Genomic DNA, 22473 nt, shown 5'->3' on the forward strand with positions numbered 1-22473 from the left:
CTGCCTCGCATATACCCCTGGGGGTATAGGAAGGAATCGCATGAGCGCTCTGACCCTGGCCGCCGCCGTGGTCGTCGGCCTGACGCTCGGCCTGTTCGGCGGAGGCGGCTCGATCCTCACCGTGCCGCTGCTGGTCTACCTGGCCGGAGTCCCGGCCAAGGCCGCCATCGCGATGTCGCTGTTCGTCGTGGGCGTGACCAGCCTCGTGAGCGCCGTCGGGCACGCCAGGGCCGGACGCATCCGATGGCGTACGGGGCTCGTCTTCGGCCTGGCCGGCATGGCCGGCGCGTACGGCGGCGGCCTGCTCGGCCCGCACCTGCCCGCGACGGTGCTGCTGGCGGCGTTCGCGTTGATGATGGTGGCCACCGCGGTCGCGATGATCCGCGGCCGCCGCGCGCCCGAACCGTCGCCGGGCGGTGCCAAGGATCTGCCGCTCCTCCACGTGATCGCGGAAGGCGCCGTCGTCGGCCTGGTCACCGGACTGGTGGGCGCGGGCGGCGGGTTCCTGGTGGTGCCCGCGCTGGTGCTGCTCGGCGGCATGCCGATGGCCATGGCCGTGGCGACCTCGCTGGTCGTGATCGCGATGAAGTCGTTCGCCGGGCTGGCCGGTTACCTGCAGTCCGTCCCGGTCGACTGGTCCATCGCGCTGCCGGTCACCGCCGCCGCGGTCGTCGGCGGAGTCATCGGCGGGCGGCTCGCCGGCCGGATCGACGCCGAACGGCTGCGCAAGGGGTTCGGCTGGTTCGTGCTCGTGATGGGCACGTTCGTGCTGGTCCAGCAGGTGCCGCCGGACCTGTTCCGTACGGGGTGGGGCCTGACCGCACTGGCCGCCGGGGTGGTGGCGGCGGTCCTGGCCCTGGTCCTCATCAAGAAGTCCACCCGCAACAAGCTCCTCGGCAAGACATCAGTGAACAGGAGGAAGACCATGTTCTTCACCCAGTACTACCTGGACTGTCTCTCCCAGGCCTCCTACATGATCGGTGACCGGGAGACCGGCCGCGCCGTCGTCGTGGACCCCAGGCGTGACGTCAGCGAGTACCTCGCCGACGCCGAAGCGCAAGGGCTGCGCATCGAGGGCGTGATCAACACCCACTTCCACGCGGACTTCATCGCCGGACATCTGGAGCTGGCCGCCAAGACCGGGGCGTGGATCGGCTACGGGAGCCGGGCCGAGGCCGAGTACCCGATCCGCAAGCTGACCGACGGCGAGCGCATCGTGCTCGGCGACGTGGTGCTGGAGATCATGGAGACGCCGGGCCACACGCCCGAGTCGATCAGCGTGCTGGTGTACGAGCACGCCGGGGACCCGGTCCCGTACGGCGTGCTGACCGGCGACGCGCTGTTCATCGGCGACGTGGGCCGCCCCGACCTGCTCGCCTCGCTCGGCGTGACGTCCGACCAGCTCGGCCGCATGCTCTACGACAGCGTCCAGCACAAGCTGATGAGGCTGCCGGACGACACCCGCGTCTTCCCCGCGCACGGCGCCGGATCGGCCTGCGGCAAGAACCTGTCCACCGAGCTCCAGTCCACGATCGGCCAGCAGCGCCTGACCAACTACGCCTGCGCGCCGATGGACGAGGAGGAGTTCGTGTCGATCGTCACCGAGGGCCAGCCGCCCGCGCCCGGCTACTTCGTCTACGACGCGGTGCTCAACCGCAAGCAGCACGACCTGCTCGACGCGGACGCGCACACCGTCGCCCTGTCCGCGGCGGAGTTCCTGGCCGAGCGGGCGGCGGGCGCGGTCGTCCTGGACACGCGCGACCCGCAGGAGTACGCGCTGGCGCACCTGCGCGGCTCGATCAACGTCGCCGCCGACGGCCGCTTCGCCGAACGCGCCGGCATGGTCGTCGCGCCCGGCAGGGAGATCCTGGTCATCGCCCCCCAGGACCGCGAGCACGAGGTCGTCACCCGGCTGGGGCGGATCGGCTTCGACAGGGTGACCGGCTACCTGCACGAGCCCGAGAGCGCCTTCCTGGCCATGGCGGACGAGATCGCCCACAGCACCCGCGTGACGGCCACCGAGCTGCGCGCCGTGCTCGAAGGACCCGAGCAGCCGGTCCTCCTCGACGTGCGTAACGCCGCCGAGACCGAGGGCGGCGCGGCCATCGAGAACGCGCTGAACATCCCGCTCGCCCAGCTCGCCGGGCGGCTCGCGGAGATCCCGCAGGACCGTCCCGTCGTCGTCTACTGCGCCGGCGGCGCCCGCTCGGTCATCGCCGCGAGCCTGCTGGAGCACGAGGGCCGCACGGGGGTGTCGGACCTGCTCGGCGGCTACGAGGCCTGGCAGCGGACCGTCGCGCCGGCCAACGCCTGACCCGCAGCACCCAAGGGGGACAGAACACCATGACCATCGACGCCGCAGCCCCGGCGGGGCTCCCGCTCATCGGCGACAGGGCGCCGGACTTCGCCGCCGAGACCACCCACGGCCCGGTACGGCTGGCCGACTACGCCGGCCGCTGGCTGGTCCTCTTCAGCCACCCGGCCGACTTCACCCCGGTGTGCACGACGGAGTTCGTCGCCTTCGCCGAGCTCGCCGGGGAGTTCGCCGACCGGAACGTCGCCCTGCTCGGCAACTCGATCGACTCCGTCCACAGCCATCTGGCCTGGACCCGCGCGATCAGTGACAAGCTGGGCGTGACGATCCCGTTCCCGATCGTGGCCGACCTCGACACGAAGGTGTCCCGCGCGTACGGGATGCTCCACCCGAACACGTCGGCGACGGCGGCCGTCCGCGCCGTCTTCGTGATCGACCCGGAGGCGACCGTACGGGCGATCCTCTACTACCCGATGAACGCCGGGCGCATGGTCCCCGAGATCCTCAGGCTCGTCGACGCCCTGCAGACCTCCGACCGCGACGGCGTCGCGTGCCCGGCGAACTGGCGGCCGGGCGACGACGTGCTCCTGCCCGCGCCCCGAACCCAGGCCGAGCTGGACGCCCGGCTGGCAGACGAGCGAGTCAAGCTCGCGGACTGGTACCTCGCCAGCGTCCCGGGCACCGTGTGATCCGACCCCCGCGGGCGGGGCCGCCCGCGGGGCCCTTTCCAAGGAATGAGGCGTCCGATGCCTTCGTACGACCCCCACGCAGCGAGCGCCGGCGGCAGGCGGGTGCTCATCATCGGCGGCGGCACCGCCGGCATCACCACCGCGGCCCGCCTGCGCCGGGCCGGTGTCGGCGGCGTGACCGTGCTCGACCCCGCCGACACCCACTGGTACCAGCCGCTGTGGACGCTGGTCGGCGGCGGTCAGGCCCCGCTCAAGAGCACCTGCCGTCCGGAGGCCTCGGTCATCCCCGAGGGCGTGACCTGGATCCGGGACGCCGCGACGACCGTGGACCCCGACGCCGGGCAGGTCACCACCGCCGGCGGCAAGGAGCTCGGCTACGACTACCTCGTCCTGGCCCCCGGCATCCAGCTCAACTGGCAGGGCGTCCCCGGGCTCGCCGACGCCGTCGGCCACGACGCCGTGAGCAGCAACTACGCCCCCGAGCACGCGCCGCGCACCTGGGAGCTCATCAGGCGGATGCGCTCCGGCACGGCCGTGTTCACCCAGCCGTCCGGCCCGTTCAAGTGCGGCGGCGCGCCTCAGAAGATCGCCTACCTGGCCGCCGACCACTGGCGGCGCAAGGGCCGCCTGGCCGACATCCGCGTCGTCCTGGCGATCCCCGACGCGGCCATCTTCAAGGCCCCGGCCTACGTGCCCATCCTGGAACGCGTGGTCGCCCGCTACGGCATCGAGGTACGGCTGCAGTCGGAGCTCGTCGGCCTGGACCCGGCCAACCGCGAGGCCACCATCAGCGACAACGCCACCGGCCGCAAGGACGTGCTGCGCTACGACCTGCTGCACGCCGTGCCCCCGCAGAGCGCCCCCGACTGGATCAGGGCCGGCACCCCGTTCTCCGATCCGGCCAGCCCGTTCGGCTACGTCGAGGTGGACAAGCACACCCTCGTCCACCCCCGCTACCCGAACGTCTTCGCCCTGGGCGACGCCGCCAACCTGCCGACGTCCAAGACCGGCGCCGCGGTCCGCAAGCAGGCCCCCGTCGTGGTGGCGAACCTGCTGGCCGCGATGGCGGGCCGCCCCGCCACCGCCCGGTACGACGGCTACACCTCCTGCCCGCTGGTGACCGCCCGCGACAAGATGGTGCTCGCCGAGTTCGACTACGACCTGCGGCCCACCCCGACCGTCCCGCTGATCGACACCAGGAAGGAGCGCCGCGACATGTGGCTGCTCAAGCGGTACGGCCTGCCGGCGCTGTACTGGCACGGCATGCTGAAGGGCCGTATGTGATCGGACCGCCCGCGCTCACACCAGCTCGACGGTGACCTCGGGCGGCTGCTGCAGGGTGTTGTGCACGGTGCAGTGCGAGGCGACGGCCAGCAGGGCGGCCCTGCGCTGCTCCGGCACGCCGGGGGCCGACAGCCGCACCCGGATCTCCCCGACGCGGGCGGGCCGGTCGGCGGCCATGGCGAACTCGGCCGTCACCCGCAGGCCGTCCCGGGGCAGGTCGTGGCGGCGCAGGTAGCGGCCGGCGTAGAAGGCCACGCAGGCGGCCAGCGAGGCGACGAACAGCTCGGTCGGCGTGGCGGCGCCGTCGTCGCCGTCCACGTCGGCCGGCTGGTCGGCGAGCAGCGTGTGCTGCCGGACGGCGATCGCGTATGCCTCTCCTCCGGCGTGGGTCACCTCGACCCGGCCGGGGGCGGCCTCCTGCCCGTCACGCTCGACGGCGGCGGCCTGGGCCAGCAGGCTCTCGGCGAGCCGGCGGCTCTCGGCCGGCGTCAGGCTGAGCCACGCGTCCTCGTGGTCGTACGAGCGCAGGCCGACGTCGAGCGTCACCCGGCCGTGCGGGTGCTCGGGCCCGGTGAAGGGCAGGCGGCCGACGCCGATCTCCCGGCCGCAGGCCGTGGTCATCCGCCGGTGGGCGGCCGGGGCCGCCTGGTCGTGGGCGTTCATGGTGATCTCCTTTGCGTGCCTCCGGCAGGCGGGTGGTGCGTGCCGCCCGGGGTCGGGCACCGTCCTTCCGATACCCCCAGGTGTATCGTCCGATTCAGGCAGGTGACGAGGGCCGAAAGCCCCTGTTCGCCCCGTCCGGAAGTCATCCGGGGCTGCGGCGGCGGGCGCTCAGGCGGCGACCACGACCGGCAGCCCATGCTTGTCGCCCGCGTACTCGTCGTCGATGAGGACCACGTCCCGGCCCGCCGCGGCCAGCATCGAGGCGGCGACGGCGGCCCGGTAGCCGGAGGCGCAGTGCACCCACACCTCGCCGTCCGGGACGTCCTGGAGGCGGCCCGCTCACCGCCGCCCAGCGCGGGCCCCCGGTCACGGCGCCCGCAGGCAGACCTCGGGCAGCGGGAACCAGCGCAGCTCCTCGAAGTCGTCCGGCAGGCCGGGCGGGGTCGGGTCGAGCGTGTCGGAACGGGCCGCCAGCAGGTCCCTGGCCTGCTCCAGGTAGCCGGGCAGGGCGTCCTCGCCGGCCCGCACGCGCGGGGCGAGCGGCGCGTACGGGTCGTCAAAGCGCAGGTCGGACAGGTGCAGCGGCGGCTCGGTGGGGCCACGGTGATGGCGCCACAGCCCGGTGCGCGGGTCGAAGCGGTAGTCGGGCAGCAGCCGGTGACCGGCGGTGGCGAGCAGGTCCACGGCGTCGATGAGGTAGTCGCAGACCGCGTCGGAGATGAAGTAGTTGAAATTGATCCGCGCCCAGCCGGGCTTGATGCCCGCGCAGCCGTGCCCGATCTCCTCCTCGAACGCGCGGGAGTGCGCGGGGTCGATGGCCAGCAGCCGGTGCCCGTACGGTCCGGCGCAGGAACAGCCGCCGCGCGCCTGGATGCCGAACAGGTCGTTCAGCACCGCCACCACGTAGTTGTGGTGCAGGAACAGCTCGCCGGCGCGGATGCGGACGGAGACGATGGACAGCCTGCGCGCGTGCCGGTCGCCGAGGATCTCGATGTGTGGGTGTTGGCGTAGCGCGGCAGGACGTGGTCGCGGATGAAGTCCTCGATGAAGGCGAGCGACCGGCCCGAGGCGGTGTGGTCGGCGTAGATCGTGCGGCGGGGCCCGTACAGGCCGTCGAGCACCTCGTCGTCGCCGATGATGGCGCCCCGAATGCGTTCCAGCAGCGGCGTGGTCGGCGGAGCGTGCTGTGTCACCATCCCGCCAGGGTCCGCCGCCGGGCCGCGCGTGCCAGCGGCCGTTGGTCCGTGATCGGCGGGCCGTTGGACCGTGAGCGGGCGGTGGGATTGCGCACCGAAGATACCCCTTGGGGTATAATCCCAGGCATGGAGCTGAACGAGAGCGTGGTGGGCGACGCGCTGACCCGCTTGAAGCGGGCACATGGTCAGCTGGCCGGAGTGATCACGATGATCGAGGCGGGCGAGGACTGCGCCAAGGTGCTCACGCAGCTCGCCGCCGTGTCGAAGGCGCTGGACCGGGCCGGGTTCAAGATCGTGGCCTCCGGGCTGCGCCACTGCCAGGACGCCCAGAACCGCGGCGACCAGCCCCCGATGAGCGTCACCGAGCTGGAGAAGCTGTTCCTGGCCCTCGCCTGAGACGCTTGTCTGACGAGGCCGCCCGCCGGCGTGGGAAGAGGCCCGTCACCAGCGGAGATGCGGTGACGGGCCCCTCGCTGCGGCTAGGTGGGGGAGGGTGTGGCCGCGTCCGGAAGCGCGGGAGCCCCTGTTCCGGACGCTTGGTCAGCGCCAGATGACGGCCTGGGTGCCGCGGCCGGTGTTCCAGTAGTAGGTGACGGAGCCGGCGATCCAGCCTTGGTTGTTGATGTCGGAAGCTTGGGTGCTGGTCACCTGCGCGTCCGTGGGTAGCGGCAGGGGGCGGGGCTGGGTGGTGGGGGAAGGGCCGTCATGGAGGAGCCGTTCCAGAAGAAGCCGCGACGGCGGCCGTCGGTCGTGTCGGAGTTGCCGGCCACCTGGCCGTGGTCGTTGACGGCGTTGGCGGTCAGGCCAGGGCGGAGGTCGATGGGGTCTTGACGTCACCGGACAGCAGGAAGGCGCGAAGTTCGGCGAAGCCGGGGGTGGGCGCGAACGTGACGACGATGTGCCCGTCGGCGACAGCTGCGCCGCAGTAGCCGGGGGCGCCGTGCGCGCCGAGGTCGTTCATCTTGCCGTTCTTCCACAGGAACGCGTGGCTGACCCCTGACTCCAGCGGGCTGTCGCCGACGACGTGGCCCAGGTTGTTGATCCCCCGGGCGATGCTCCAGGTGCCGCCGAGGGTGCCGAGGTGGACGACGCGGAGGCGCTCCGGACTCGCCGCGGCGGCCGGCGGCGAGGCGAGCGGGGCTAACGACGTGGTCGCGATCAGGGCGAGGGCCATGGCCATGGTACGGCGGAGGGATCGGCGCATGTTGAGGAGTCCCTTCGGGGGCACGCACGGGGCAAGGTCGTGATCAACCTAAGTGCCGTCCGGGCCGACGTTTCTGACGAAGTCCTTACGTCGTCGGGCGGACATCGTGATGATCTTGGAGTTTCCGCAGATGAGACCGAGTGAGGCCCCAAGAGCCGCACGCGTGCCGAAAGTCGTACCGAGGGCCTGGAATGATCAGGCTTGGATGAACCTAGCCAAGGAGTTCATATGGCTGCCAAGCTCCTCACGTTCGTCGCCTTCCTGCTGATCGGCTCGGGCGTGCTTGCCGGCCTGATGCCTGTTACCTCAGAAGGTGAGGCGTGTGGTTCTGCCTTCGTCGCCGCCTCTCTCCCCGACTACATGATGGATGAGACTCGTGACTGGAGAGGAGAGGAGCAGGACTACAGGAACAGGTGTGAGGATGTGCGGAACCTTGTTCGGATTCCCGCCACCGTCCTGGTCGCCGCAGGGGCGACCACGTTGATCGCTGCCTTCTTCTCGCGGAGGGCGATCTCTGTGGCGAGGAACTGACCCGCACACGCTGTGGTTCCCCTGCTCGGTCAGAAGGGGGACGGGGCGTTGTTCTCGGCCCAGAGCTTCTCGGCGTCGGAGCCTGCCGGGGGCGGTGCGATGCCGTTGATCATCCAGAGGTCCTCGCTGGTCTCGTCGACGTGGAACTCCCAGTGCAGCCCCTCGTGCCGTTCGAGGTGGGGCCGCAGCATGCTGGTGATCCAGCGGGCGGTCCTGCGCCGGCTCTCCTGGTCGGGGTTGCGGCGGGCGATGTGGTCGACGGTGATGCGGACCCCGACGGGGGTGGGCTGCCCGCCGACGTAGAAGTCCTCGGGCCGGGTCTGGTGGAACAGGGTGACCACGTAGAACCGGGGCAGTCCGACCTTTTCGTAGTGGTCGGCGATGTGGGCGGCGAGTCGGTGCTTTTCCTCGTCGGTGAAGATTCCGGGCGTGTGGTGGATCGTCCACAGGGGCATGGCGGTGCGTCCTCCTGAATGGTGGGGGATGTCAGCGGGTGGCTGAGAAGGTCAGGCGCTCCACGGGGCCGGACAGGGCCGCCTTGGCGGCGACGGTCGCCTCGTCGGTGAGCACCTCCGTGGCCCCGGCCTCCAGGCCGTCGAGGATCCGCGTGGCCACGTCGGCGGGCGTCGCCTTCGGCGCGTCGATGGCGGAGATCATGTCGGTGTCGATGAACCCCGCGTGCACGCCGACGACGTGGGTGTTCTGGCGGGCCAGTTCGAGCCTGAGGGAGTTCGTGACGGACCATGCCGCGGCCTTGGACGCCCCGTAGGCGCCGCTGCCGGCCAGCCAGGACAGCACGGAGTGCATGTTCACCAGCGCGCCGCCGCCGTTCGCGGCCAGGACCGGCGCGAACGCCCGGGCGATCCGCAGCGGCCCGAAGACGTTGACGTCGAACGTCGTGGTGACGCGCTCGAAGTCGCCCGTCAGCAGCGGGGCGGGCAGCAGGACTCCCGCGTTGTTGAACACGATCTCGGCGTCGGCCGCGGCCTCCGCGAGGGCCGCGATCGACTCCGCCGAGCGGACCTCCAGCTCGGCGGTGACCACGCCCGGGCGGTCGTCGGCGTACGCCGAGCGCGCGGTCGAGTACACCTTCCGCGCCCCGCGCGCCAGCGCCTCGTCGACCAGTGCCGCGCCGAGTCCCCGTCGGCCGCCGGTCACCACGACCACCTTGCCCGCTACTGCTCCCACAACGCTCCCCGATCTGGCTAACGTTCTCGTTAGTGAGATGTAAACACATCCCGCTGGGTAACACAAGCGTTAGTTACAATGGCGGCATGGCGATGAGGTTCGAGGAACGGCTGGGCGACCGGGACGCGTGGTCGATCGGCGACGGATGCTCGGCGGCCAGGGTGCTCGACCTGCTCAGCACCAAGACGGTGTTCCTAGTGGTCCGCGAGTGCTTCTACGGCACGACCAGGTTCGACGACTTCGTGGCGCGGACCGGGACCTCGGCGCCCGCGGTGTCCCGGGCGCTCAAACAGCTGAAGGCCGCGGGCGTCGTCGCGTCCGCTCTCTACCGGGAGCCGGGCAGCCGGGCACGGGAGGAGTACCGGCTGACCGAGGCGGGCCAGGACCTGCTGCCGGTGTTCCTGTCGCTGATGCAATGGGGCGACACCTACCTCCAGGAAGGCCGCCCGCCCCTGTCGTTCGTCGAGGCCGGCACCGGCCGTCCGGTACGGGTCCGCGTGACCGCCGACGCGGCGCCGGAGACGCCGTGCGACGACATCGAGATCCGGCTGAACCCCGCGGTCGCCGCGCGGCTGGCCGCCTCGGGCGCCGGCACCGGGGAACGCCGCGATCCCGAGGAGCCCGCAGGCGGACGGCCCTGAAGAGGAGCGCGCGCCGGCCCCGGGCTCACGGCTTCAGCTTGAGCCTCTTCCTCGACGCGCCGGGGTACACGACGACCAGGTGTTCCTCCCCCGCCTCGCCGACCCGCACGTGGACACGGAGCCGGTAGCGGCCCTTTCCCGCGATCGCCAGGTTCGGCATCGGGGCGCCCGCGCCCACCTCGCCTTCGCCCATCTCCGGCACGGTGAGCCGGCCGGTGCGGCTGACGATCGGCACCTCGGTCACCTGGTCCCACCCGGCCGTACGCCGCGGCGGCGCGGTGCGCAGCGCCTTCACCGTCAGGCACAGGTCAGCGACGTCCTCGACGTGCCCGACGAGCGCCGCGCTGCCGGACACCCCGATGCCGGCGCTGTCGTCGTAGAGCTTGTCCACCGCCTGTTCCGCCGCCTCCTCGGCGGCCGCGTCCTCGGGGTCGTGGACCAGATAGCCGTGATCGCCGTCGGCGAACAGGAAGTAGGTGGCCGTGGCCTGGACGACACCCTTCGTCCGGGGCCATGGATCGCGGCATCTCGCGTTCTCCTCGGCGAGGTGGGCGTCGTTCGCCGCCTTCGTCTCCGCGGTCGACCGCAGCAGTTCGGGACGGGTCGCGCCGACGGTCTCCGGGCAGACATAGACGAGGTCCCACGGGTCGGCGCCCCAGGTGGGCCGCGCGCTCCCGGCCCGCCGCAGAATCGCCTCCTGCTCGTCGCGGTCCTTCGCCCGGCACAGCGCCCGCCCGTACGCGAGGACCGCCTGGTCCGACAGGTCGTCCGGGAACATGGGCGGGACCCCGCCGTCTCTGCTCCGCGCCCGGCACAGGAACGCGGCGTCGCGTTCGGCAGGTCTCAGGTCGCCGAAGCTGGGCCGGTGGTAGCAGCCCGCCAGCCGGTCGGAGTAGGTGAGGTGCGCGGACTGCTCCGGGGAGATCATGGCGATGATCGGCAGCACGACCACGGCCGCCACCGCGACGCGGACCGCACGCCGCCGCGCCGGCGGAAGGTCCGCCAGGCGGTCGCCGGTGGGCAGCTCACGGGCGGTCGCCGCCATCCACACGGCGCCGACGAGCCCTGCCGTGTCCACCACGACGGACATCGCCGGACTGCCGCCGGCGATCTCCTCGAAGAGCAGGTTGAGCGGGATCACCAGCGCGTAGACGCCCAGTGACGACCATCCGGCGATCAGCGTGCCGCGGCTCCACCGGCCGTCGCGCCACTGCCCGACGACCGTGAGGACGACCGACGCCGCCCCGCCCAGCATCAGGCCCAGCGCCACGATGCCGCCCGAGCGGAGCTCGAGGAGGTCGAGCTCGTCGAGCAGCTGGTCGGCCGCCCCGGCCAGTTCGACCGCGAACGCCGCTCCGGCCGCCGTACGCAGCATCCAGGACCGCCAGCGGATGACGAGCAGGTAGAGCACGTCGATCGCGGCCGACAGCGCGAACTGGAAGGCCGCGTCGACCTCGTCGGGGAGCAGCGCCATCGGCAGCCACAGCACGAGGCTGTACGCCACCGCCAGATACAGCAGCAGGCGCAGCGCCCTCGCCCGGCGGTCCAGCGGTCCCGGCATGGGGGCGCGCAGGATCAGCCACAGGAGCGCGGCCTTCACCAGGGCGGCCACGAGCAGCACCGTCACCGTCAGGGTGTCGAACCCGTCAGGTGCGGAGAACCCCATGTAGGCCGGCGGCGACCATACGACGGCCATCCAGAGCCAGGCGTCGCCGAGCACCAGGCCCGCGACCGCCGCCGCAAGAACCAGAGCTACTGCAACGGTCCTGATAATTCGCCATAAACCATCGGGGAGCACGGGACGCGATCTTAGTGCGGCACCGTTTCCGTTGTTGTGCTGTCTCTCGCCGGGTGCCGCGGTTCTCATTACCCTGAGGACTGTTCTTCCGGTACGAGAGGGGCTCATGTGGATCCGATCGTCCTGGCCGCCGGCACCGCGCTGGTGACGGCCATGGCCACCGATGCCTGGCAGTCGGCTCGTGACGGCGCGGTCGCCTTGTGGCGCAAGGTGCGGCCCGAGCAGGCCGAGGTCGTCGAGGCGGAGCTGGTCGAGGTGCGCGAGCAGGTGCTGCGGGCCCGCGGGGAGGGCGACGCCGACACCGAGCAGGCGCTGGCCGGGTCCTGGCAGGTCCGGTTGCAGCAGCTGCTGCGCGCTGATCCGTCGCTGGCCGGCGAGGTGCGGCGGGTGCTGGACGAGGTGCTCACCCCGGCGCTGGAGCCGGCCGATCAGGAGCGGGTCGGCTCGCTGGTGATGAAGGCGACCGCGAGCGGGCACGGCCGCGTCTACCAGGCCGGCCGCGACCAGACCATCCACGAGAAGTGACCGCGCCCCCGGCGCGGCGGCCGGACGAGCCCGGACAGCCGCAGCCAGAGCCGCAGGTTCTGCTGGAGGCCACCGCTTCCGGACATGCCCGCGTGATCCAGGCCGCTCGTGACCAGTTCATCAGCGTGCATCTGCACGGACAGCAGGAACCGGTACGGTGGCCGCACCAGGTCGGGGCCGTGCCGCAGCCCGCCGAGGGGTTCCATGCCCGGGGCGCGAACGCCCCCTTGATCTCCTTCGGCTCGGCCGACGGGGAGCCCCCGGACGCGGCGCTCGTGCTGACCGGGCTGGGCGGGGTCGGCAAGACCCAGTGGGCCGCGCACCTGGCCCGTTCCGCACAGGCCGGCGGCGCGGTCGACCTGCTGGTGTGGATACCGGCGACCACCCGCCAGGCCGTCGTCGCCGCGTACGCGGAGGCCGCCGCCGATGTCTGCCCCGGCGAAGTGGCCGACGCCGACCAGGCGGCGGCCCGGTTCGTGGCCTGGCTGGGGCGCACCGAACGCCGCTGGATGGTGGTGCTGGACGATGTGAGCGCGCCCGCGGACATGCGTGACCTGTGGCCCCCCGCGCGGGCCGGGAGCGCGACCCTGGTCACCACCCGCCGCCAGGACGCGGCGCTCGCCAGCCAGGGCCGCAGGCTGGTGGAGCTCGGGCCGTTCAGCGAACGGCAGGCCGCGTCGTATCTGGCCCACCGGCTCGGGGAGGACCCCCGGATGCTCGACGGGGCCGCCGAACTCGCCGAGGCTCTCGGTCGGCTGCCGTTGGCCCTCGCGCAGGCGTGCGCGTACATGCTGGACCAGGACATGGGCTGCCGCGCCTACCGGGCCCGGCTCGCCGACCGGACCCGCCGCCTGGACGGCCTGCTGCCGGAGAGCGGGGCCCTGCCCGACCAGCAGCGGGTGACCGTGGCGGCGGCCTGGTCCCTCTCGGTCGAGCTGGCCGACCGGCTCAACCCCGTCGGCCTGGCGCGCCCCGCGCTGGAGCTGGCCAGCGTGCTCAGCCCGGACGGCATCCCGCCCGAACTGTTCGCCAGCGCCGCCGCGCGGGACCACCTCGCCGGTCGGGGCTCCGCGACGGAGGTGGACGCCGCCGACGCGCTGGGGGCGGTGCGCTCGCTGCACCGGCTCAGCCTCGTCAGCCACGCGCCGGGCCGGCCTGTCCAGGTCCACGGGCTGGTGCAGCGCAGCACGCGCGAGCAGCTTCCCCCGGAACGGCTGGCCCGGACCGTCCGGGCGGCGGCCGACGCCCTGCTCCAGGCGTGGCCGGAGACGGAGCCCGACTTCGCCACCGGCCAGCGGTTCCGCGCCAACGCCGAGGCGCTGCGCTCCCATGACGAGCACCTGCTGTGGTCCGAACACGATGTGCACGAGGTCCTGCTCAGGACCGGCCAGAGTCTCGCCCGCGCGGGGCTCTACCAGGCGACGATGGACCACTACCGGCAGCTCGCGGCGACCTCCGCGCGGAAGTACGGCGCCGACCACCCCCGTACTCTCGCCTGCCGCACCAACTCCATCGGTTTCCTGAAGTTCACCGCGCCCCCGGCGGAGGCGGTGGCGGCGTACTCGGAGCTGGCCGCGGACTGTGCCCGCCTGTTCGGGCCGGACGACCTCGCCACCTTCGCCGCCCGCGGCAACCTCGCCGACGTCCGGGCCGGTGGGGGCGACCTGGCCGGTGCGCTAGCCGACTACGAGGACCTGCTCGTCGGCCACCTGCGCGTGCGGGGCGCGTACGACCGCCGCACCCTCGAGGTCCGCTCCCGGATCGCCGCCCTGCACGACGACATGAGAGACGAGCCGCGCGCCGCCGCCCTGTACGAGGAGCTGCTCGGCGACTGCCTGACGCACCTCGGGCCGCTCGACGACATGACCCTGAACATCCGCGGCAAGCTCGCGCGCCTGCGAGGCCAGGCGGGCGACCCCGTCGGGGCCCGCGACCGGTTCGCGGAGCTGCTGGACGAGCACCTGGCGGCGTTCGGTCATGACGACTACCGCACTCTGCTGGTGCGGCACGAACTGGCCGACTGGCGCGCGGCCGCCGGAGATCCGGCCGGGGCCGCCGCGGACCTGGAGGCCATGATCGACGACGCGGTACGGGTCCTGGGGGCCCACCACATCGACGTCTCCCGGGCCCGCTACACCCTGGGACTCCTGCGGAACGAGGCGGGAGACGCCACCGCGGCACCGGCCGGCCTGAGCGAGTCGGCCCACCTGCTGGAGCAGCTGTTCGGGCCCGAGCACCCGCTCGTCGCCGGCAACCGTACCGTGCACCTGATGTGGCAGCACGCGCTGGTGGAGAGCGATCCGGTCACCGCCGCCGAGGTCCTGGCGGAGAACGTCGCCTCCATGCGCGCGCTCCTGGGCCCCGACCACCCCCAGGTGCTGGAGTCCCGCCGTTACCTTCTCAAGATCGAGGGAGTGATCGGTGACCCGGGCCGGACAGCCGAGGAGGTCGCCGTGCTGCTCGCCGACTGCCGGCGGGCCCTGGGCCCTGAGCACCTCCTCACCCTGGCGGTGCGCGCGGACCTGGCCGACTGGCGTGGCGAGGCGGGTGACTACGCCGGCGCGGTCGCCGACCTCCGCGACCTGCAGGAGGACATGACCCGGGTGCTGGGGCCGCACCATCCGGAGACCTTGGACGCCCGCAGGTTGCTCGCCGAGAAACTGGACGCGACGGGCGACACGGCCGGGGCCCTCGCGGTGTACGAGGACCTGATCTCCATCCACGGCCAGGTGCTGGGCCCGGACCACCCGGACACCCTCTGGCTGCGCAGCGCCTCGGCCGACTGCCGCTCCAGCGAGGCGGAGGCCGGCACGATGATCCCGGTCTACCAGGAGCTGATCGCGGACTGCGAGCGGGTGCTGGGCCCGGACCATCCGCGTACGCTCGGCATGCGCGGCCGCCTGCTCGACTGCCGGGGGGAGGCCGGTGAGCCGGCCGCGGCGGCCGAGGAGTGCCGCGAGCTGCTGCTCGGCTACCAGCGGATCATGCCGCCCGACCACATCGAGACCCTGCCCGTCCGCGCCACCTACGCCCAGTTGCTCGCGGACAGCGAGGACTTCGCCGGGTCGGTCACCGTGTACGAGGACCTGCTGCCGGTGGCCCTGCGGATCTGGGGGCCCGACCACTTCGGCTCGCTCATGGTCCGCGGCTGCCTGGCCGAGGTGCGGGCCCGGCGCGACCGCGCCCCGGCCGACGGCCTCGCCGCCTTCGCCGCGCTCTTCGACGACTGCCTGCGCGTCCTGGGCCCCGCCCACCACATCACCGAGGCCACCCGAGCCTTCCTGGACGCCCTGCGCCAGGGCGGTCCGGCCCTCCCGTCCACCACGTACAGCAAGCTCGTGGACCAGTACGCGAAGGCCGAGCGCTCGGGCCGCGCCCTGCCGCCTGCCGCCGGCTGATCCCGTACGCCCCCATGGGGTCAGCTCTCCGGTGGGGACGCGGTCACCGCCGCGCCCCAGTCCCACAGGGCTTGCAGCACAGGGCCGAGGCGGCGCCCGTGAGAGGTGAGCGTGTAGTGGACCCGGGGCGGCCAGCCAGGCTGACGGCGGCGATCGAGCACACCGGCTTCCGTCAGGTGCGCCGGCCGATCGGACAGGACCTTGTCCGACAGCGCGGGCAGGGCATGGCGGAGTTCGGTGAACGTGCGAGCGCCTTGCAGGAGTTCGCGGATCACCAGGGTGGTCCAGCGGCCGTGCAGGGCCGAGAGGGTGATCTCCACCGGGCAGGAGGGGGCGGGTTCGGTGACCTTGGCGAGAGGGTCGTCGGGCAAGCCGGGCCTGGCCCGGTGGCCAACCGTTTGGTGAGTCACGAAGGCGCCTCCCGGCGTTGCCGCGTCTGACTGAATTTCTACCTGCTGAAAGGACGTGCATCGATGACGCGGCAACTGGCTGAACGTCCCGAGGACGTGCCCACGGTGTTCGCCGAGCGGTTCAACAGTGGTGACGCGGAGGCGATGGCGGAGGTCTACGAGAGCGGGGCGGTGTTCGTCGCGGAGCCGGGCACACCGCTGACCGGGCAGGAGGCCCGTGCCGCCAACGAGCGCTTCATGAACCTCGGACTGCCGATCACCGTTCGACCCCGACACGTCTACACGGCCGGCGACATCGCCCTGCTGATCGTCGACTGGGTCATCGACGGCACGGATCCTGACGGCCGCCCCGTCCACATCGAGGGCACCGCCACCGATGTCGCCCTGCGCGGGCAGGACGGGCGTTGGCGCTACGCCATCGACAACCCGTTCGGCGTGAAGGGGGGAGTCGCCGAAGGACCTTGACCAGTAGGGGTGCCCCCGTGCCCGCGGTCCTCCGCCCCCGCGCCGGTCACGTCGTACGCTGCTGCGCGGCCTTGCGGCGCTGCTCCTCGACGGCCGAGCCCGACTGGCGGCGGGCCATGCGGCGCAGCACCAGGGGAGCCGGCAGGAACCCGGCGACCGCCCAGAGCCCCAGCATGAGTGCGGTCTCCAGGTGCCGCCACGACTCGCCGATCTCGGCGACGGCCATCGCGTCGGGCAGCATCGCCGAGCGGAGGCCGAGCGCCAGCCGGCGTGGACATGCACCTACGTGAGCCCCACCCCCGGCGACGGGTATGCCGGGGGCGGGTGTGAGGGGACGTGGCTGCTGAGGTTCTGGCCGATTCCCGGCGGCTACTCGGCGTAGGGCTGGTCCTCTCCCCGGGCGCTGTAGCCGAGGTTCCAGACGTAGCCGTCCGGGTCCGCGAACGAACCGCCGTACCCGCCCCAGGACAGGGGACCTGCGGGCTTGAGTATCGTGGCGCCGGCCTTCCCGGCCTCCGCCATGATCTCGTCGACCCGGGCCTCGCTGCGGACGACGTACGTCAGCACCAGTCCGCTGAAGCCGCTGCCCTCGGGGCTGACGCCCACCTGGTCGGCCAGGCCCTCGCGGCCGTAGAAGCCGACAGGCGAGGCTCCGTCCGACGCGAAGAACACCGAGATGCCGTAGTCGTCCTTGATCTTCCAGCCGAGCCCCTCCGTGTAGAACCGCTTGGACGCCTCCATGTCCCGGACGCCGAGGAGGATCGAGCTCACGTGTGCCTTCAACGTCTTGTCTCCTTGTGGTGCTTGAGGTGAGGTGTCACATCGGCGTCGGTACGCCGGTCAACTGTTATGACCGGCTAGACGAAGGAATGTGACAGATGGTCGAGCAGGACTGGGTGAGCGAACGGTTCGCCGAGCACCAGGACCGCCTGCGTGCGGTGGCCTATCGGATGCTCGGTTCGGCAGGCGAGGCCGAGGACGCGGTGCAGGAGGCATGGCTGCGGGTCAGTCGCGCGGGCACCGGCCGGATAGAGAACCCGGGAGGGTGGCTGACCACGGTCGTCGCCCGGGTCTGTCTCAACATGCTGGAGGCGCGCAGGACCCGGCGTGAGGACGCGGCCGGGGCGCTGCCGCCCGAGCCGGACGCGGCGCACGCGAGCACCCGGCCCGCCGGTCAGGCCGGTCCCGAGGACGAGGCGCTGCTGGCCGACTCCGTCGGGGTCGCGCTCATGGTGGTGCTGAACGCGCTGACTCCCGCCGAGCGGCTCGCGTTCGTGCTGCACGACGTCTTCGCCGTGTCGTTCGGCGAGATCGGCGCCATCATCGACCGGTCCCCGGCGGCGGCCAGGCAGCTCGCCAGCCGGGCCCGGCGGCGGGTGCAGGGAGCGGCAGGGGCGTCCGACGCCGCGCGGTCGGCGAAGCGGGAGCTCGTCGAGGCGTTTCTCGCCGCCGCCAGGGGCGGGGACTTCGCCGCGCTGCTCGACCTGCTCGATCCGGACGCCGTGGTCGGCGAGGTCCGGGGTGGCCGCGACGTGGCGGCCTTCTTCTCGGGACGGGCTCAGGCCGCCAGGCTCGCCCTGGTCGACGGCGTACCGGCGGCCGTCTGGTCGCACCTCGGCCGGCCGAAGGCCGTCCTCACGTTCACCGTCACCGACGGGAGGATCAGCCGCATCGACATCGACACCGACCCCCTTCGGCTCCGCGACCTCGACATCGTCATTCTCGCGGGCGGCGACCAGGAGCGCCGTTGACCGGCCCGGATCCCAGGCTCCGGTCCTGCGCCGTCGCTGGGCCGTCCGTGCCACGGGACCGGGACGTCAGTGCTTCAGGCCCTCGCCGTGCAGCAGGCACTCGGGGCAGTGGGGCATCCGGGACGGGGGCGGTTCGACGGCCACGGCCGAGATGAAGGCGTCCGTCACCCGGTCGCTGGGCTCGGCGAGGAGCGCTCGCGGGCCGTAGAGACACACCAGCTTGAGCAGGTAGACGGTCCGCTCGAAGCACCGGTCGTCGGGCTTCAGCACCGCCCGGCACAGCAGCGCCGAGACGGAGCACAGGAAAACCGCCACGGCGAGCCCGATCGCGATGCCGCACACCGTCGCCACGGTGCCGTTCATGACGATCACGGTGGTGAACAGGGCCCCGATGATCCCCGGACGCTTCTTGACCAGATCGGCGACGCGATGGCGTACTCTCTTCTGGTGAGGCATGGTGCTCCTTACCGTGTCCATACGGGCCATCACTTCTCGTCCTTGCCTAGGTCGAAGTGGTGGCCCGATCTTTTTTTGAATGCGTGAGCGATTTAGCGTTACATTTCCCGATCACCGCCTCTCCGTGACTCCGTGAACTCAGGTTTAGCGTTCCGGTCTTGGGCCTGTCCACAACGGCGACAAGTGCGAAAGATGATCGAACCTGCCGGTCGTCGACGGACAGGCGAAAATCCGCGAACAGCGGCGGACAAGAACGAACGGAGATGCGATGATGGCGTAAGGCCAACTCTTCAGCCGAGGTCACGCCCATGCCATCTCCGCAACGCCGGCTCGACCCCTCGGTCCCCCGGGAGCGCTTCGCCCTGGAGCTGCAGGACCTGCACCGCGCGGCGGGCAAGCCGACCCAGCAGGTGCTGGCGGCCGCGATGCACTGCTCCCACGCGACGGTCTCCGCCATACTCAACGGCCACCGTTTCCCGTCATGGGAGCACACCCGCGCTTTCGTCAGGGCATGCGGGGGAGAAGAGGCGGAATGGCGCAGGAGATGGATTCAGGCGGACCGGGAGAGCCGTTCGGACGGCGTGGTCTTCACGCCCGAGCCGGCTGTTCCCGAGTCGAGCGTCCTGCGGCCCGCCTGGTATCTCGACAATGAGCAGTTCTATCTCAACGCGGCCGAGCGGGTCCGGGCCACGCACAGCCGTATTCTGGTGACGTACGTGCGGCGGCGACCGCCGGACCATTACACCAGCGAAGCCGCCGCCGCCTATTTCGCCGCAGTGCTTGATTGGGCCCGCCGGCCAGGGGCGCGGTCCGTGCGGCGTATCATCGGCATCTCCAACCGCGGAATGCGGGACTGGGTGCGCCGCCATTACGAGGACACCAAGGATATTCGTAACTATGATGCCCGGGTCATTCGGTGGGAGCTGGACGCGGACGGCATCAACATGGCGCTGTTCGACGACTCCGCCGCTTTTCTCGCTTTCTCCGGGGTCGCCAGTCAGGAGCTGAGCGGGTTCCGGGTGGACAGCGTCGAGTTCCTGCGTTATTTCGTCGGCTACTTCGACCAGCTCTGGGCCTGCGGCACGGCCCTGGAACAGTACGTGTCCACCCAGGACGACACGCGCGCCTTCTGAGGGGTCACAGGCCGATGTTGGCCTTGGCGCCCATGTAGGAGCCGGCGCCGGGCCAGCCGTCCCGCGCCAGCTGAACGAAGCGCGGAGAGAAGCCGAGCGCCGTCAGGCCGGTCAGCGGCACGAACCTGACGCCGCGGATGGGCGTGGTGTCGGCGCCCTCGGCGACGGCGCCCACGTCTCCGCCGATCCTGGCGGCCTCGAACGTCAGGTGGATGACGTGGGCGCCGTCGCCGGGCAGGTGGTCGCACACGTACAGCAGCCGGCCGGGCCGGACGTCGAGGCCCGTCTCCTCGCGCAGCTCCCGGACCAGGGCGTCGCCGATCGGCTCGCCCGGCTCGACCTTCCCGCCCGGCAGGGACCACGAGCGGCCGTCACCGGTGTCCTGGTCCAGCAGCAGGATGCGGCCGTCCTCGATGACCACGCCGGTGACGCGCACCTTCATGGGAGCACGGTACCGGTCGCGGTCAGCTCGCGGCGCGGTCGCCGGGCGGGCGGCGGCGCAGGGCGGGGTCGGTCAGCGGCGCGGGGCTCCAGAGGGCGACCGGCTGGTAGACGTTGGTGCCGGGCGGCGCGAGCTCGTCGATCCGGTCGAGGACGGCGTCGTCGAGCATCAGCGACGCGCCCTTCAGCAGGCCGTCGAGCTGTTCCATCGTCCGCGGGCCGAGGATGACCGAGGTGACCGCCGGATGGGAGGCGGCGAAGGCGACGGCCAGTTCGGGCAGGGTGCGGCCCAGCTCGTCCGCCAGCTTCACCAGCCCTTCGACGACCTCCAGTTTGGCCGCGTTGACCGGGATCGACGGGTCGAACCGTTCGGGAGCCCGCGCGGCGCGGCCCTGCGACATGTCGACCTCCCGGCCCTTGCGGTAACGGCCGGTCAGGAACCCCCAGCCCAGCGGGCTGTACGTGAGCACGCCCATGCCGAGCCGCTGCGCCGTGGGGAGGACGTCGCCCTCGATGCCGCGGGCGAGGATGTTGTACGGCGGCTGCTCGGTCCGGAACCGGTACAGGCCGCGCTGCCGGGCCACGTGGTAGGCCTCGACCGTCTCGTGCGCGGGGAAGGCCGAGCTGCCGAAGGCCCGGATCTTGCCCTGGCGCACCAGGTCGGTCAGCGCGGAGAGGGTCTCCTCGATGTCCGTACGGTGGTCGGGGCGGTGGATCTGGTAGAGGTCGATCCAGTCGGTACGCAGCCGCTTGAGGCTCGCCTCGACCTCCCGGATGATCCAGCGCCGCGAGTTGCCGCCCCGGTTGGGCCCCTCGCCCATCGGGAAGTGCACCTTGGTCGCCAGCACCACCTCGTCCCGCCGGCCCTGCAGCGCCTTGCCCACGATCTCCTCCGACTCGCCCGCGGAGTACATGTCGGCGGTGTCGACGAAGTTGATGCCGTGGTCGAGCGCGGCGTGGATGATGCGGATGCTGTCGTCGTGGTCGGGGTTGCCGGCCGCGCCGAACATCATGGTGCCGAGGCAGTAGGTGCTGACCTCGATGCCGGTGCCGCCGAGGATGCGATATCTCATGGTCCGGAACCGTAGAACCTAGAGTCGGCTCTAAGGCAAACTCAACGACATGTCGGGTTTGAGCATCGGCCAGGTCGCCGAACGCACCGGGCTCAGCGTGCACACCCTCCGCTTCTACGAGCGGGAGGGGCTGCTGGCCCAGCCGGTACGGCGCGGACCCGCCGGGCACCGGGTCTACGACGAGGACGACGTCGGCTGGCTGGGCGTGTGCATCCGGCTCCGCGCCTCCGGCATGCCCCTGACCGACATCCGGCGCTACACCGAGCTCGTCAGGGCGGGCCAGGGCAACGAGGCCGAACGGCTGGAAGTGCTCCGCGAACACCGGGAACGGGTCCTCACCCAGAGGCACGAACTCGACGAATGCCTCAAGCTGATCACCCACAAGGTGGGGATCTACGAGAGCCGTCTGGGCCTGCGGGACCACGTCCCCGACTGCGCTGATCAAACCCTTTGAACGGAGCCGGACGGCCTGGCTAGGCTGCCGGCCATGCCTTCGCTCGTACGCCGCCGCCTGACCTCCGCGGAGACCGGCCCGGCGCTGCGGGCGCTGTCCGCGTGGACGCCCGCCGACGTGCCGGGCGGCAGCCTGCATCCCGGGGACGTGGGATGGTACCTGCGCTTCGACGACGCGGCCGTGCTGCTCTGGCTCGATGACGGGACGCCGGTGGCGGTCGGCTTTCTCGACGGTCCCGTGCTGCGCGTGACGGCCGCGCCCGGCGCCGACGTGGGTGCGATCGCGGCCGACGCCGAGGAGGTGCTGGGGCCCGGCGACGACTGGTGCGACGGGCTGCCGATGCCCGGATGGGAGCTCGACCAGGGCGCGCCCTGGCTCGTCATGTCGTGGACGCCGCGCCCGGTGCCGGACCGCGCCGAGCGGGCCGGCGAGGTCGGTGCGGACGACGCGGCCGATCGGGTGCTGGTGCAGCGGGCCGCGTTCGAGGGCTCCACGTTCACCGTCGAGCGGTGGCACGCCATGAAGCGGTCGCCGGCGGGCGCGCTGGCCGTGGAGACGCTCGTCCGCACGCCCGGAGGCGAGCCCGCCGCCGCCGCGACCGGCTGGCTGGCCGGCGCGGGCAGATGCGGGCTGCTTGAGCCGGTCGGCACCCACCCCGACCACCGCGGGCACGGCTACGGCCGCGACGCCGTGCTCGGCGCGTGCGCTGCCCTGGCCCGGCGCGGCGCGAGCGCGGTCGCCGTCGCGACACCGGCCGCCAACGAGGCCGCCGTGGCGTTGTACCGATCGGCCGGCTTCACCGTCGTCCGCGAGCACCACGACCGGGTCCGAGCCGGCCGACCGGCCTGAACCCCCGGGC

At 72.0% G+C, this 22473-nt stretch carries 28 protein-coding genes and 1 pseudogene; 14 read left to right on the top strand and 15 right to left on the bottom strand.

What is annotated here, in order from left to right:
- Positions 1–40: 40 nt before the first annotated feature.
- The 4 genes and pseudogenes from Nocox_RS02685 to Nocox_RS02700 all read left to right on the top strand — a co-directional run.
- A pseudogene (locus Nocox_RS02685) lies at positions 41–865 on the top strand (sulfite exporter TauE/SafE family protein); the annotation flags it as partial.
- Between the two features lie 60 nt (positions 866–925).
- Positions 926–2314, top strand: a complete 1389-nt coding sequence (locus tag Nocox_RS02690; RefSeq protein WP_026214364.1) for an MBL fold metallo-hydrolase — start codon at positions 926–928, stop codon at positions 2312–2314.
- Positions 2315–2343: 29 nt separating this feature from the next.
- Positions 2344–3003 carry a peroxiredoxin gene (locus Nocox_RS02695; protein ID WP_020543331.1) on the top strand — a complete coding sequence of 220 codons (660 nt, stop codon included), beginning with the start codon at positions 2344–2346 and terminating at the stop codon, positions 3001–3003.
- 57 nt (positions 3004–3060) lie between these two features.
- The gene (locus Nocox_RS02700; RefSeq protein ID WP_020543332.1) at positions 3061–4287 is read left to right on the top strand and encodes an NAD(P)/FAD-dependent oxidoreductase; all 1227 of its coding nucleotides are present in this window, start codon (positions 3061–3063) and stop codon (positions 4285–4287) included.
- A 15-nt stretch (positions 4288–4302) separates the two neighbouring features.
- Here Nocox_RS02700 and Nocox_RS02705 read toward each other — a convergent pair whose 3' ends face one another.
- The 4 genes from Nocox_RS02705 to Nocox_RS02715 all read right to left on the bottom strand — a co-directional run bounded on the left by Nocox_RS02705 (position 4303) and on the right by Nocox_RS02715 (position 6146).
- Positions 4303–4950: an OsmC family protein gene (locus Nocox_RS02705; RefSeq protein WP_020543333.1), complete on the bottom strand. Its 648-nt coding sequence runs from the start codon at positions 4948–4950 to the stop codon at positions 4303–4305.
- Positions 4951–5118: 168 nt separating this feature from the next.
- Positions 5119–5250, bottom strand: a complete 132-nt coding sequence (locus tag Nocox_RS43610) for a hypothetical protein (RefSeq protein WP_281426315.1) — start codon at positions 5248–5250, stop codon at positions 5119–5121.
- A 66-nt stretch (positions 5251–5316) separates the two neighbouring features.
- Positions 5317–5853 carry a hypothetical protein gene (locus Nocox_RS02710; RefSeq protein WP_020543335.1) on the bottom strand — a complete coding sequence of 179 codons (537 nt, stop codon included), beginning with the start codon at positions 5851–5853 and terminating at the stop codon, positions 5317–5319.
- The gene (locus tag Nocox_RS02715; RefSeq protein WP_020543336.1) at positions 5838–6146 is read right to left on the bottom strand and encodes a hypothetical protein; all 309 of its coding nucleotides are present in this window, start codon (positions 6144–6146) and stop codon (positions 5838–5840) included. The genes Nocox_RS02710 and Nocox_RS02715 overlap by 16 nt, the downstream gene beginning before the upstream one ends.
- 126 nt (positions 6147–6272) lie before the next feature.
- On the opposite strand from Nocox_RS02715, the gene Nocox_RS02720 reads away from it, so the two are divergent.
- A complete protein-coding gene (locus Nocox_RS02720; protein WP_020543337.1) occupies positions 6273–6542 on the top strand; it encodes a metal-sensitive transcriptional regulator in 270 nt (89 codons plus the stop codon).
- Positions 6543–6790: 248 nt separating this feature from the next.
- On the opposite strand, the gene Nocox_RS44090 is transcribed toward Nocox_RS02720, so the two are convergent.
- Together Nocox_RS44090 and Nocox_RS02730 are read right to left on the bottom strand one after the other, a co-directional pair.
- Entirely contained in the window at positions 6791–6916 is a 126-nt protein-coding gene (locus tag Nocox_RS44090; protein ID WP_157383066.1) for a hypothetical protein, read from the bottom strand.
- A gap of 29 nt (positions 6917–6945) precedes the next feature.
- The gene (locus Nocox_RS02730) at positions 6946–7350 is read right to left on the bottom strand and encodes a hypothetical protein (protein WP_084685676.1); all 405 of its coding nucleotides are present in this window, start codon (positions 7348–7350) and stop codon (positions 6946–6948) included.
- 228 nt (positions 7351–7578) lie between these two features.
- Here Nocox_RS02730 and Nocox_RS02735 point away from each other — a divergent pair, with 228 nt between their 5' ends.
- Positions 7579–7881, top strand: coding sequence for a hypothetical protein (locus Nocox_RS02735; protein WP_020543340.1), 303 nt, complete (start codon positions 7579–7581; stop codon positions 7879–7881).
- Positions 7882–7910: 29 nt separating this feature from the next.
- On the opposite strand, the gene Nocox_RS02740 is transcribed toward Nocox_RS02735, so the two are convergent.
- The gene (locus Nocox_RS02740; RefSeq protein WP_020543341.1) at positions 7911–8336 is read right to left on the bottom strand and encodes a tautomerase family protein; all 426 of its coding nucleotides are present in this window, start codon (positions 8334–8336) and stop codon (positions 7911–7913) included.
- Positions 8337–8367: 31 nt separating this feature from the next.
- Positions 8368–9069 (bottom strand): SDR family oxidoreductase, encoded by a 702-nt coding sequence (locus Nocox_RS02745; RefSeq protein WP_026214365.1) that lies wholly within the window; start codon positions 9067–9069, stop codon positions 8368–8370.
- A gap of 86 nt (positions 9070–9155) precedes the next feature.
- Here Nocox_RS02745 and Nocox_RS02750 point away from each other — a divergent pair, with 86 nt between their 5' ends.
- Positions 9156–9710 carry a winged helix-turn-helix transcriptional regulator gene (locus Nocox_RS02750; protein ID WP_211212673.1) on the top strand — a complete coding sequence of 185 codons (555 nt, stop codon included), beginning with the start codon at positions 9156–9158 and terminating at the stop codon, positions 9708–9710.
- Between the two features lie 25 nt (positions 9711–9735).
- Here the strand turns inward: Nocox_RS02750 and Nocox_RS02755 are convergent, their stop codons facing one another.
- Positions 9736–11508: a hypothetical protein gene (locus Nocox_RS02755; protein WP_157383067.1), complete on the bottom strand. Its 1773-nt coding sequence runs from the start codon at positions 11506–11508 to the stop codon at positions 9736–9738.
- A gap of 108 nt (positions 11509–11616) precedes the next feature.
- Here Nocox_RS02755 and Nocox_RS02760 point away from each other — a divergent pair, with 108 nt between their 5' ends.
- A complete protein-coding gene (locus Nocox_RS02760; RefSeq protein WP_020543345.1) occupies positions 11617–12033 on the top strand; it encodes a hypothetical protein in 417 nt (138 codons plus the stop codon).
- Positions 12030–15431: a tetratricopeptide repeat protein gene (locus Nocox_RS02765; protein ID WP_157383068.1), complete on the top strand. Its 3402-nt coding sequence runs from the start codon at positions 12030–12032 to the stop codon at positions 15429–15431. Before Nocox_RS02760 ends, Nocox_RS02765 begins: the two co-directional genes overlap by 4 nt.
- A gap of 20 nt (positions 15432–15451) precedes the next feature.
- Here Nocox_RS02765 and Nocox_RS02770 read toward each other — a convergent pair whose 3' ends face one another.
- Positions 15452–15751 carry a winged helix-turn-helix transcriptional regulator gene (locus Nocox_RS02770; RefSeq protein WP_211212674.1) on the bottom strand — a complete coding sequence of 100 codons (300 nt, stop codon included), beginning with the start codon at positions 15749–15751 and terminating at the stop codon, positions 15452–15454.
- Between the two features lie 153 nt (positions 15752–15904).
- Between Nocox_RS02770 and Nocox_RS02775 the strand changes: the two genes are divergently transcribed.
- The gene (locus Nocox_RS02775) at positions 15905–16306 is read left to right on the top strand and encodes a YybH family protein (protein WP_020543349.1); all 402 of its coding nucleotides are present in this window, start codon (positions 15905–15907) and stop codon (positions 16304–16306) included.
- A 46-nt stretch (positions 16307–16352) separates the two neighbouring features.
- Here the strand turns inward: Nocox_RS02775 and Nocox_RS02780 are convergent, their stop codons facing one another.
- Together Nocox_RS02780 and Nocox_RS02785 are read right to left on the bottom strand one after the other, a co-directional pair.
- Positions 16353–16547, bottom strand: coding sequence for a hypothetical protein (locus tag Nocox_RS02780; RefSeq protein ID WP_020543350.1), 195 nt, complete (start codon positions 16545–16547; stop codon positions 16353–16355).
- A gap of 128 nt (positions 16548–16675) precedes the next feature.
- Positions 16676–17089 (bottom strand): VOC family protein, encoded by a 414-nt coding sequence (locus Nocox_RS02785; RefSeq protein WP_026214366.1) that lies wholly within the window; start codon positions 17087–17089, stop codon positions 16676–16678.
- Positions 17090–17184: 95 nt separating this feature from the next.
- Between Nocox_RS02785 and Nocox_RS02790 the strand changes: the two genes are divergently transcribed.
- Complete coding sequence (locus Nocox_RS02790) at positions 17185–18057, top strand: sigma-70 family RNA polymerase sigma factor (protein ID WP_020543352.1); 873 nt, start codon at positions 17185–17187, stop codon at positions 18055–18057.
- Between the two features lie 66 nt (positions 18058–18123).
- Here Nocox_RS02790 and Nocox_RS02795 read toward each other — a convergent pair whose 3' ends face one another.
- Positions 18124–18513, bottom strand: coding sequence for a hypothetical protein (locus tag Nocox_RS02795; protein WP_020543353.1), 390 nt, complete (start codon positions 18511–18513; stop codon positions 18124–18126).
- Between the two features lie 308 nt (positions 18514–18821).
- Between Nocox_RS02795 and Nocox_RS02800 the strand changes: the two genes are divergently transcribed.
- A complete protein-coding gene (locus tag Nocox_RS02800; protein WP_026214367.1) occupies positions 18822–19646 on the top strand; it encodes a helix-turn-helix domain-containing protein in 825 nt (274 codons plus the stop codon).
- A gap of 4 nt (positions 19647–19650) precedes the next feature.
- Here the strand turns inward: Nocox_RS02800 and Nocox_RS02805 are convergent, their stop codons facing one another.
- Together Nocox_RS02805 and Nocox_RS02810 are read right to left on the bottom strand one after the other, a co-directional pair.
- Positions 19651–20088 carry an NUDIX domain-containing protein gene (locus tag Nocox_RS02805; RefSeq protein WP_020543354.1) on the bottom strand — a complete coding sequence of 146 codons (438 nt, stop codon included), beginning with the start codon at positions 20086–20088 and terminating at the stop codon, positions 19651–19653.
- A 22-nt stretch (positions 20089–20110) separates the two neighbouring features.
- Positions 20111–21160: an aldo/keto reductase gene (locus Nocox_RS02810; protein WP_020543355.1), complete on the bottom strand. Its 1050-nt coding sequence runs from the start codon at positions 21158–21160 to the stop codon at positions 20111–20113.
- A 49-nt stretch (positions 21161–21209) separates the two neighbouring features.
- On the opposite strand from Nocox_RS02810, the gene Nocox_RS02815 reads away from it, so the two are divergent.
- Positions 21210–21614, top strand: coding sequence for a MerR family transcriptional regulator (locus Nocox_RS02815; protein ID WP_033409113.1), 405 nt, complete (start codon positions 21210–21212; stop codon positions 21612–21614).
- A 33-nt stretch (positions 21615–21647) separates the two neighbouring features.
- Complete coding sequence (locus Nocox_RS02820) at positions 21648–22463, top strand: GNAT family N-acetyltransferase (RefSeq protein WP_020543357.1); 816 nt, start codon at positions 21648–21650, stop codon at positions 22461–22463.
- The last annotated feature ends 10 nt before the right edge of the window (positions 22464–22473 follow it).

Source organism: Nonomuraea coxensis DSM 45129 (assembly GCF_019397265.1).
Taxonomy (GTDB): domain Bacteria; phylum Actinomycetota; class Actinomycetes; order Streptosporangiales; family Streptosporangiaceae; genus Nonomuraea; species Nonomuraea coxensis.

Bases quoted from the DNA above. Each gene is read 5' to 3' on its own strand.
- Nocox_RS02690 (WP_026214364.1), top strand. From the start codon at position 926: ATGTTCTTCACCCAGTACTACCTGGACTGTCTCTCCCAGGCCTCCTAC.
- Nocox_RS02695 (WP_020543331.1), top strand. From the start codon at position 2,344: ATGACCATCGACGCCGCAGCCCCGGCGGGGCTCCCGCTCATCGGCGAC.
- Nocox_RS02700 (WP_020543332.1), top strand. From the start codon at position 3,061: ATGCCTTCGTACGACCCCCACGCAGCGAGCGCCGGCGGCAGGCGGGTG.
- Nocox_RS02705 (WP_020543333.1), bottom strand. From the start codon at position 4,950: ATGAACGCCCACGACCAGGCGGCCCCGGCCGCCCACCGGCGGATGACC.
- Nocox_RS02715 (WP_020543336.1), bottom strand. From the start codon at position 6,146: ATGGTGACACAGCACGCTCCGCCGACCACGCCGCTGCTGGAACGCATT.
- Nocox_RS02720 (WP_020543337.1), top strand. From the start codon at position 6,273: ATGGAGCTGAACGAGAGCGTGGTGGGCGACGCGCTGACCCGCTTGAAG.
- Nocox_RS02730 (WP_084685676.1), bottom strand. From the start codon at position 7,350: ATGCGCCGATCCCTCCGCCGTACCATGGCCATGGCCCTCGCCCTGATC.
- Nocox_RS02735 (WP_020543340.1), top strand. From the start codon at position 7,579: ATGGCTGCCAAGCTCCTCACGTTCGTCGCCTTCCTGCTGATCGGCTCG.
- Nocox_RS02740 (WP_020543341.1), bottom strand. From the start codon at position 8,336: ATGCCCCTGTGGACGATCCACCACACGCCCGGAATCTTCACCGACGAG.
- Nocox_RS02750 (WP_211212673.1), top strand. From the start codon at position 9,156: ATGGCGATGAGGTTCGAGGAACGGCTGGGCGACCGGGACGCGTGGTCG.
- Nocox_RS02775 (WP_020543349.1), top strand. From the start codon at position 15,905: ATGACGCGGCAACTGGCTGAACGTCCCGAGGACGTGCCCACGGTGTTC.
- Nocox_RS02780 (WP_020543350.1), bottom strand. From the start codon at position 16,547: ATGCTGCCCGACGCGATGGCCGTCGCCGAGATCGGCGAGTCGTGGCGG.
- Nocox_RS02790 (WP_020543352.1), top strand. From the start codon at position 17,185: ATGGTCGAGCAGGACTGGGTGAGCGAACGGTTCGCCGAGCACCAGGAC.
- Nocox_RS02795 (WP_020543353.1), bottom strand. From the start codon at position 18,513: ATGCCTCACCAGAAGAGAGTACGCCATCGCGTCGCCGATCTGGTCAAG.
- Nocox_RS02800 (WP_026214367.1), top strand. From the start codon at position 18,822: ATGCCATCTCCGCAACGCCGGCTCGACCCCTCGGTCCCCCGGGAGCGC.
- Nocox_RS02805 (WP_020543354.1), bottom strand. From the start codon at position 20,088: ATGAAGGTGCGCGTCACCGGCGTGGTCATCGAGGACGGCCGCATCCTG.
- Nocox_RS02810 (WP_020543355.1), bottom strand. From the start codon at position 21,160: ATGAGATATCGCATCCTCGGCGGCACCGGCATCGAGGTCAGCACCTAC.
- Nocox_RS02815 (WP_033409113.1), top strand. From the start codon at position 21,210: ATGTCGGGTTTGAGCATCGGCCAGGTCGCCGAACGCACCGGGCTCAGC.
- Nocox_RS02820 (WP_020543357.1), top strand. From the start codon at position 21,648: ATGCCTTCGCTCGTACGCCGCCGCCTGACCTCCGCGGAGACCGGCCCG.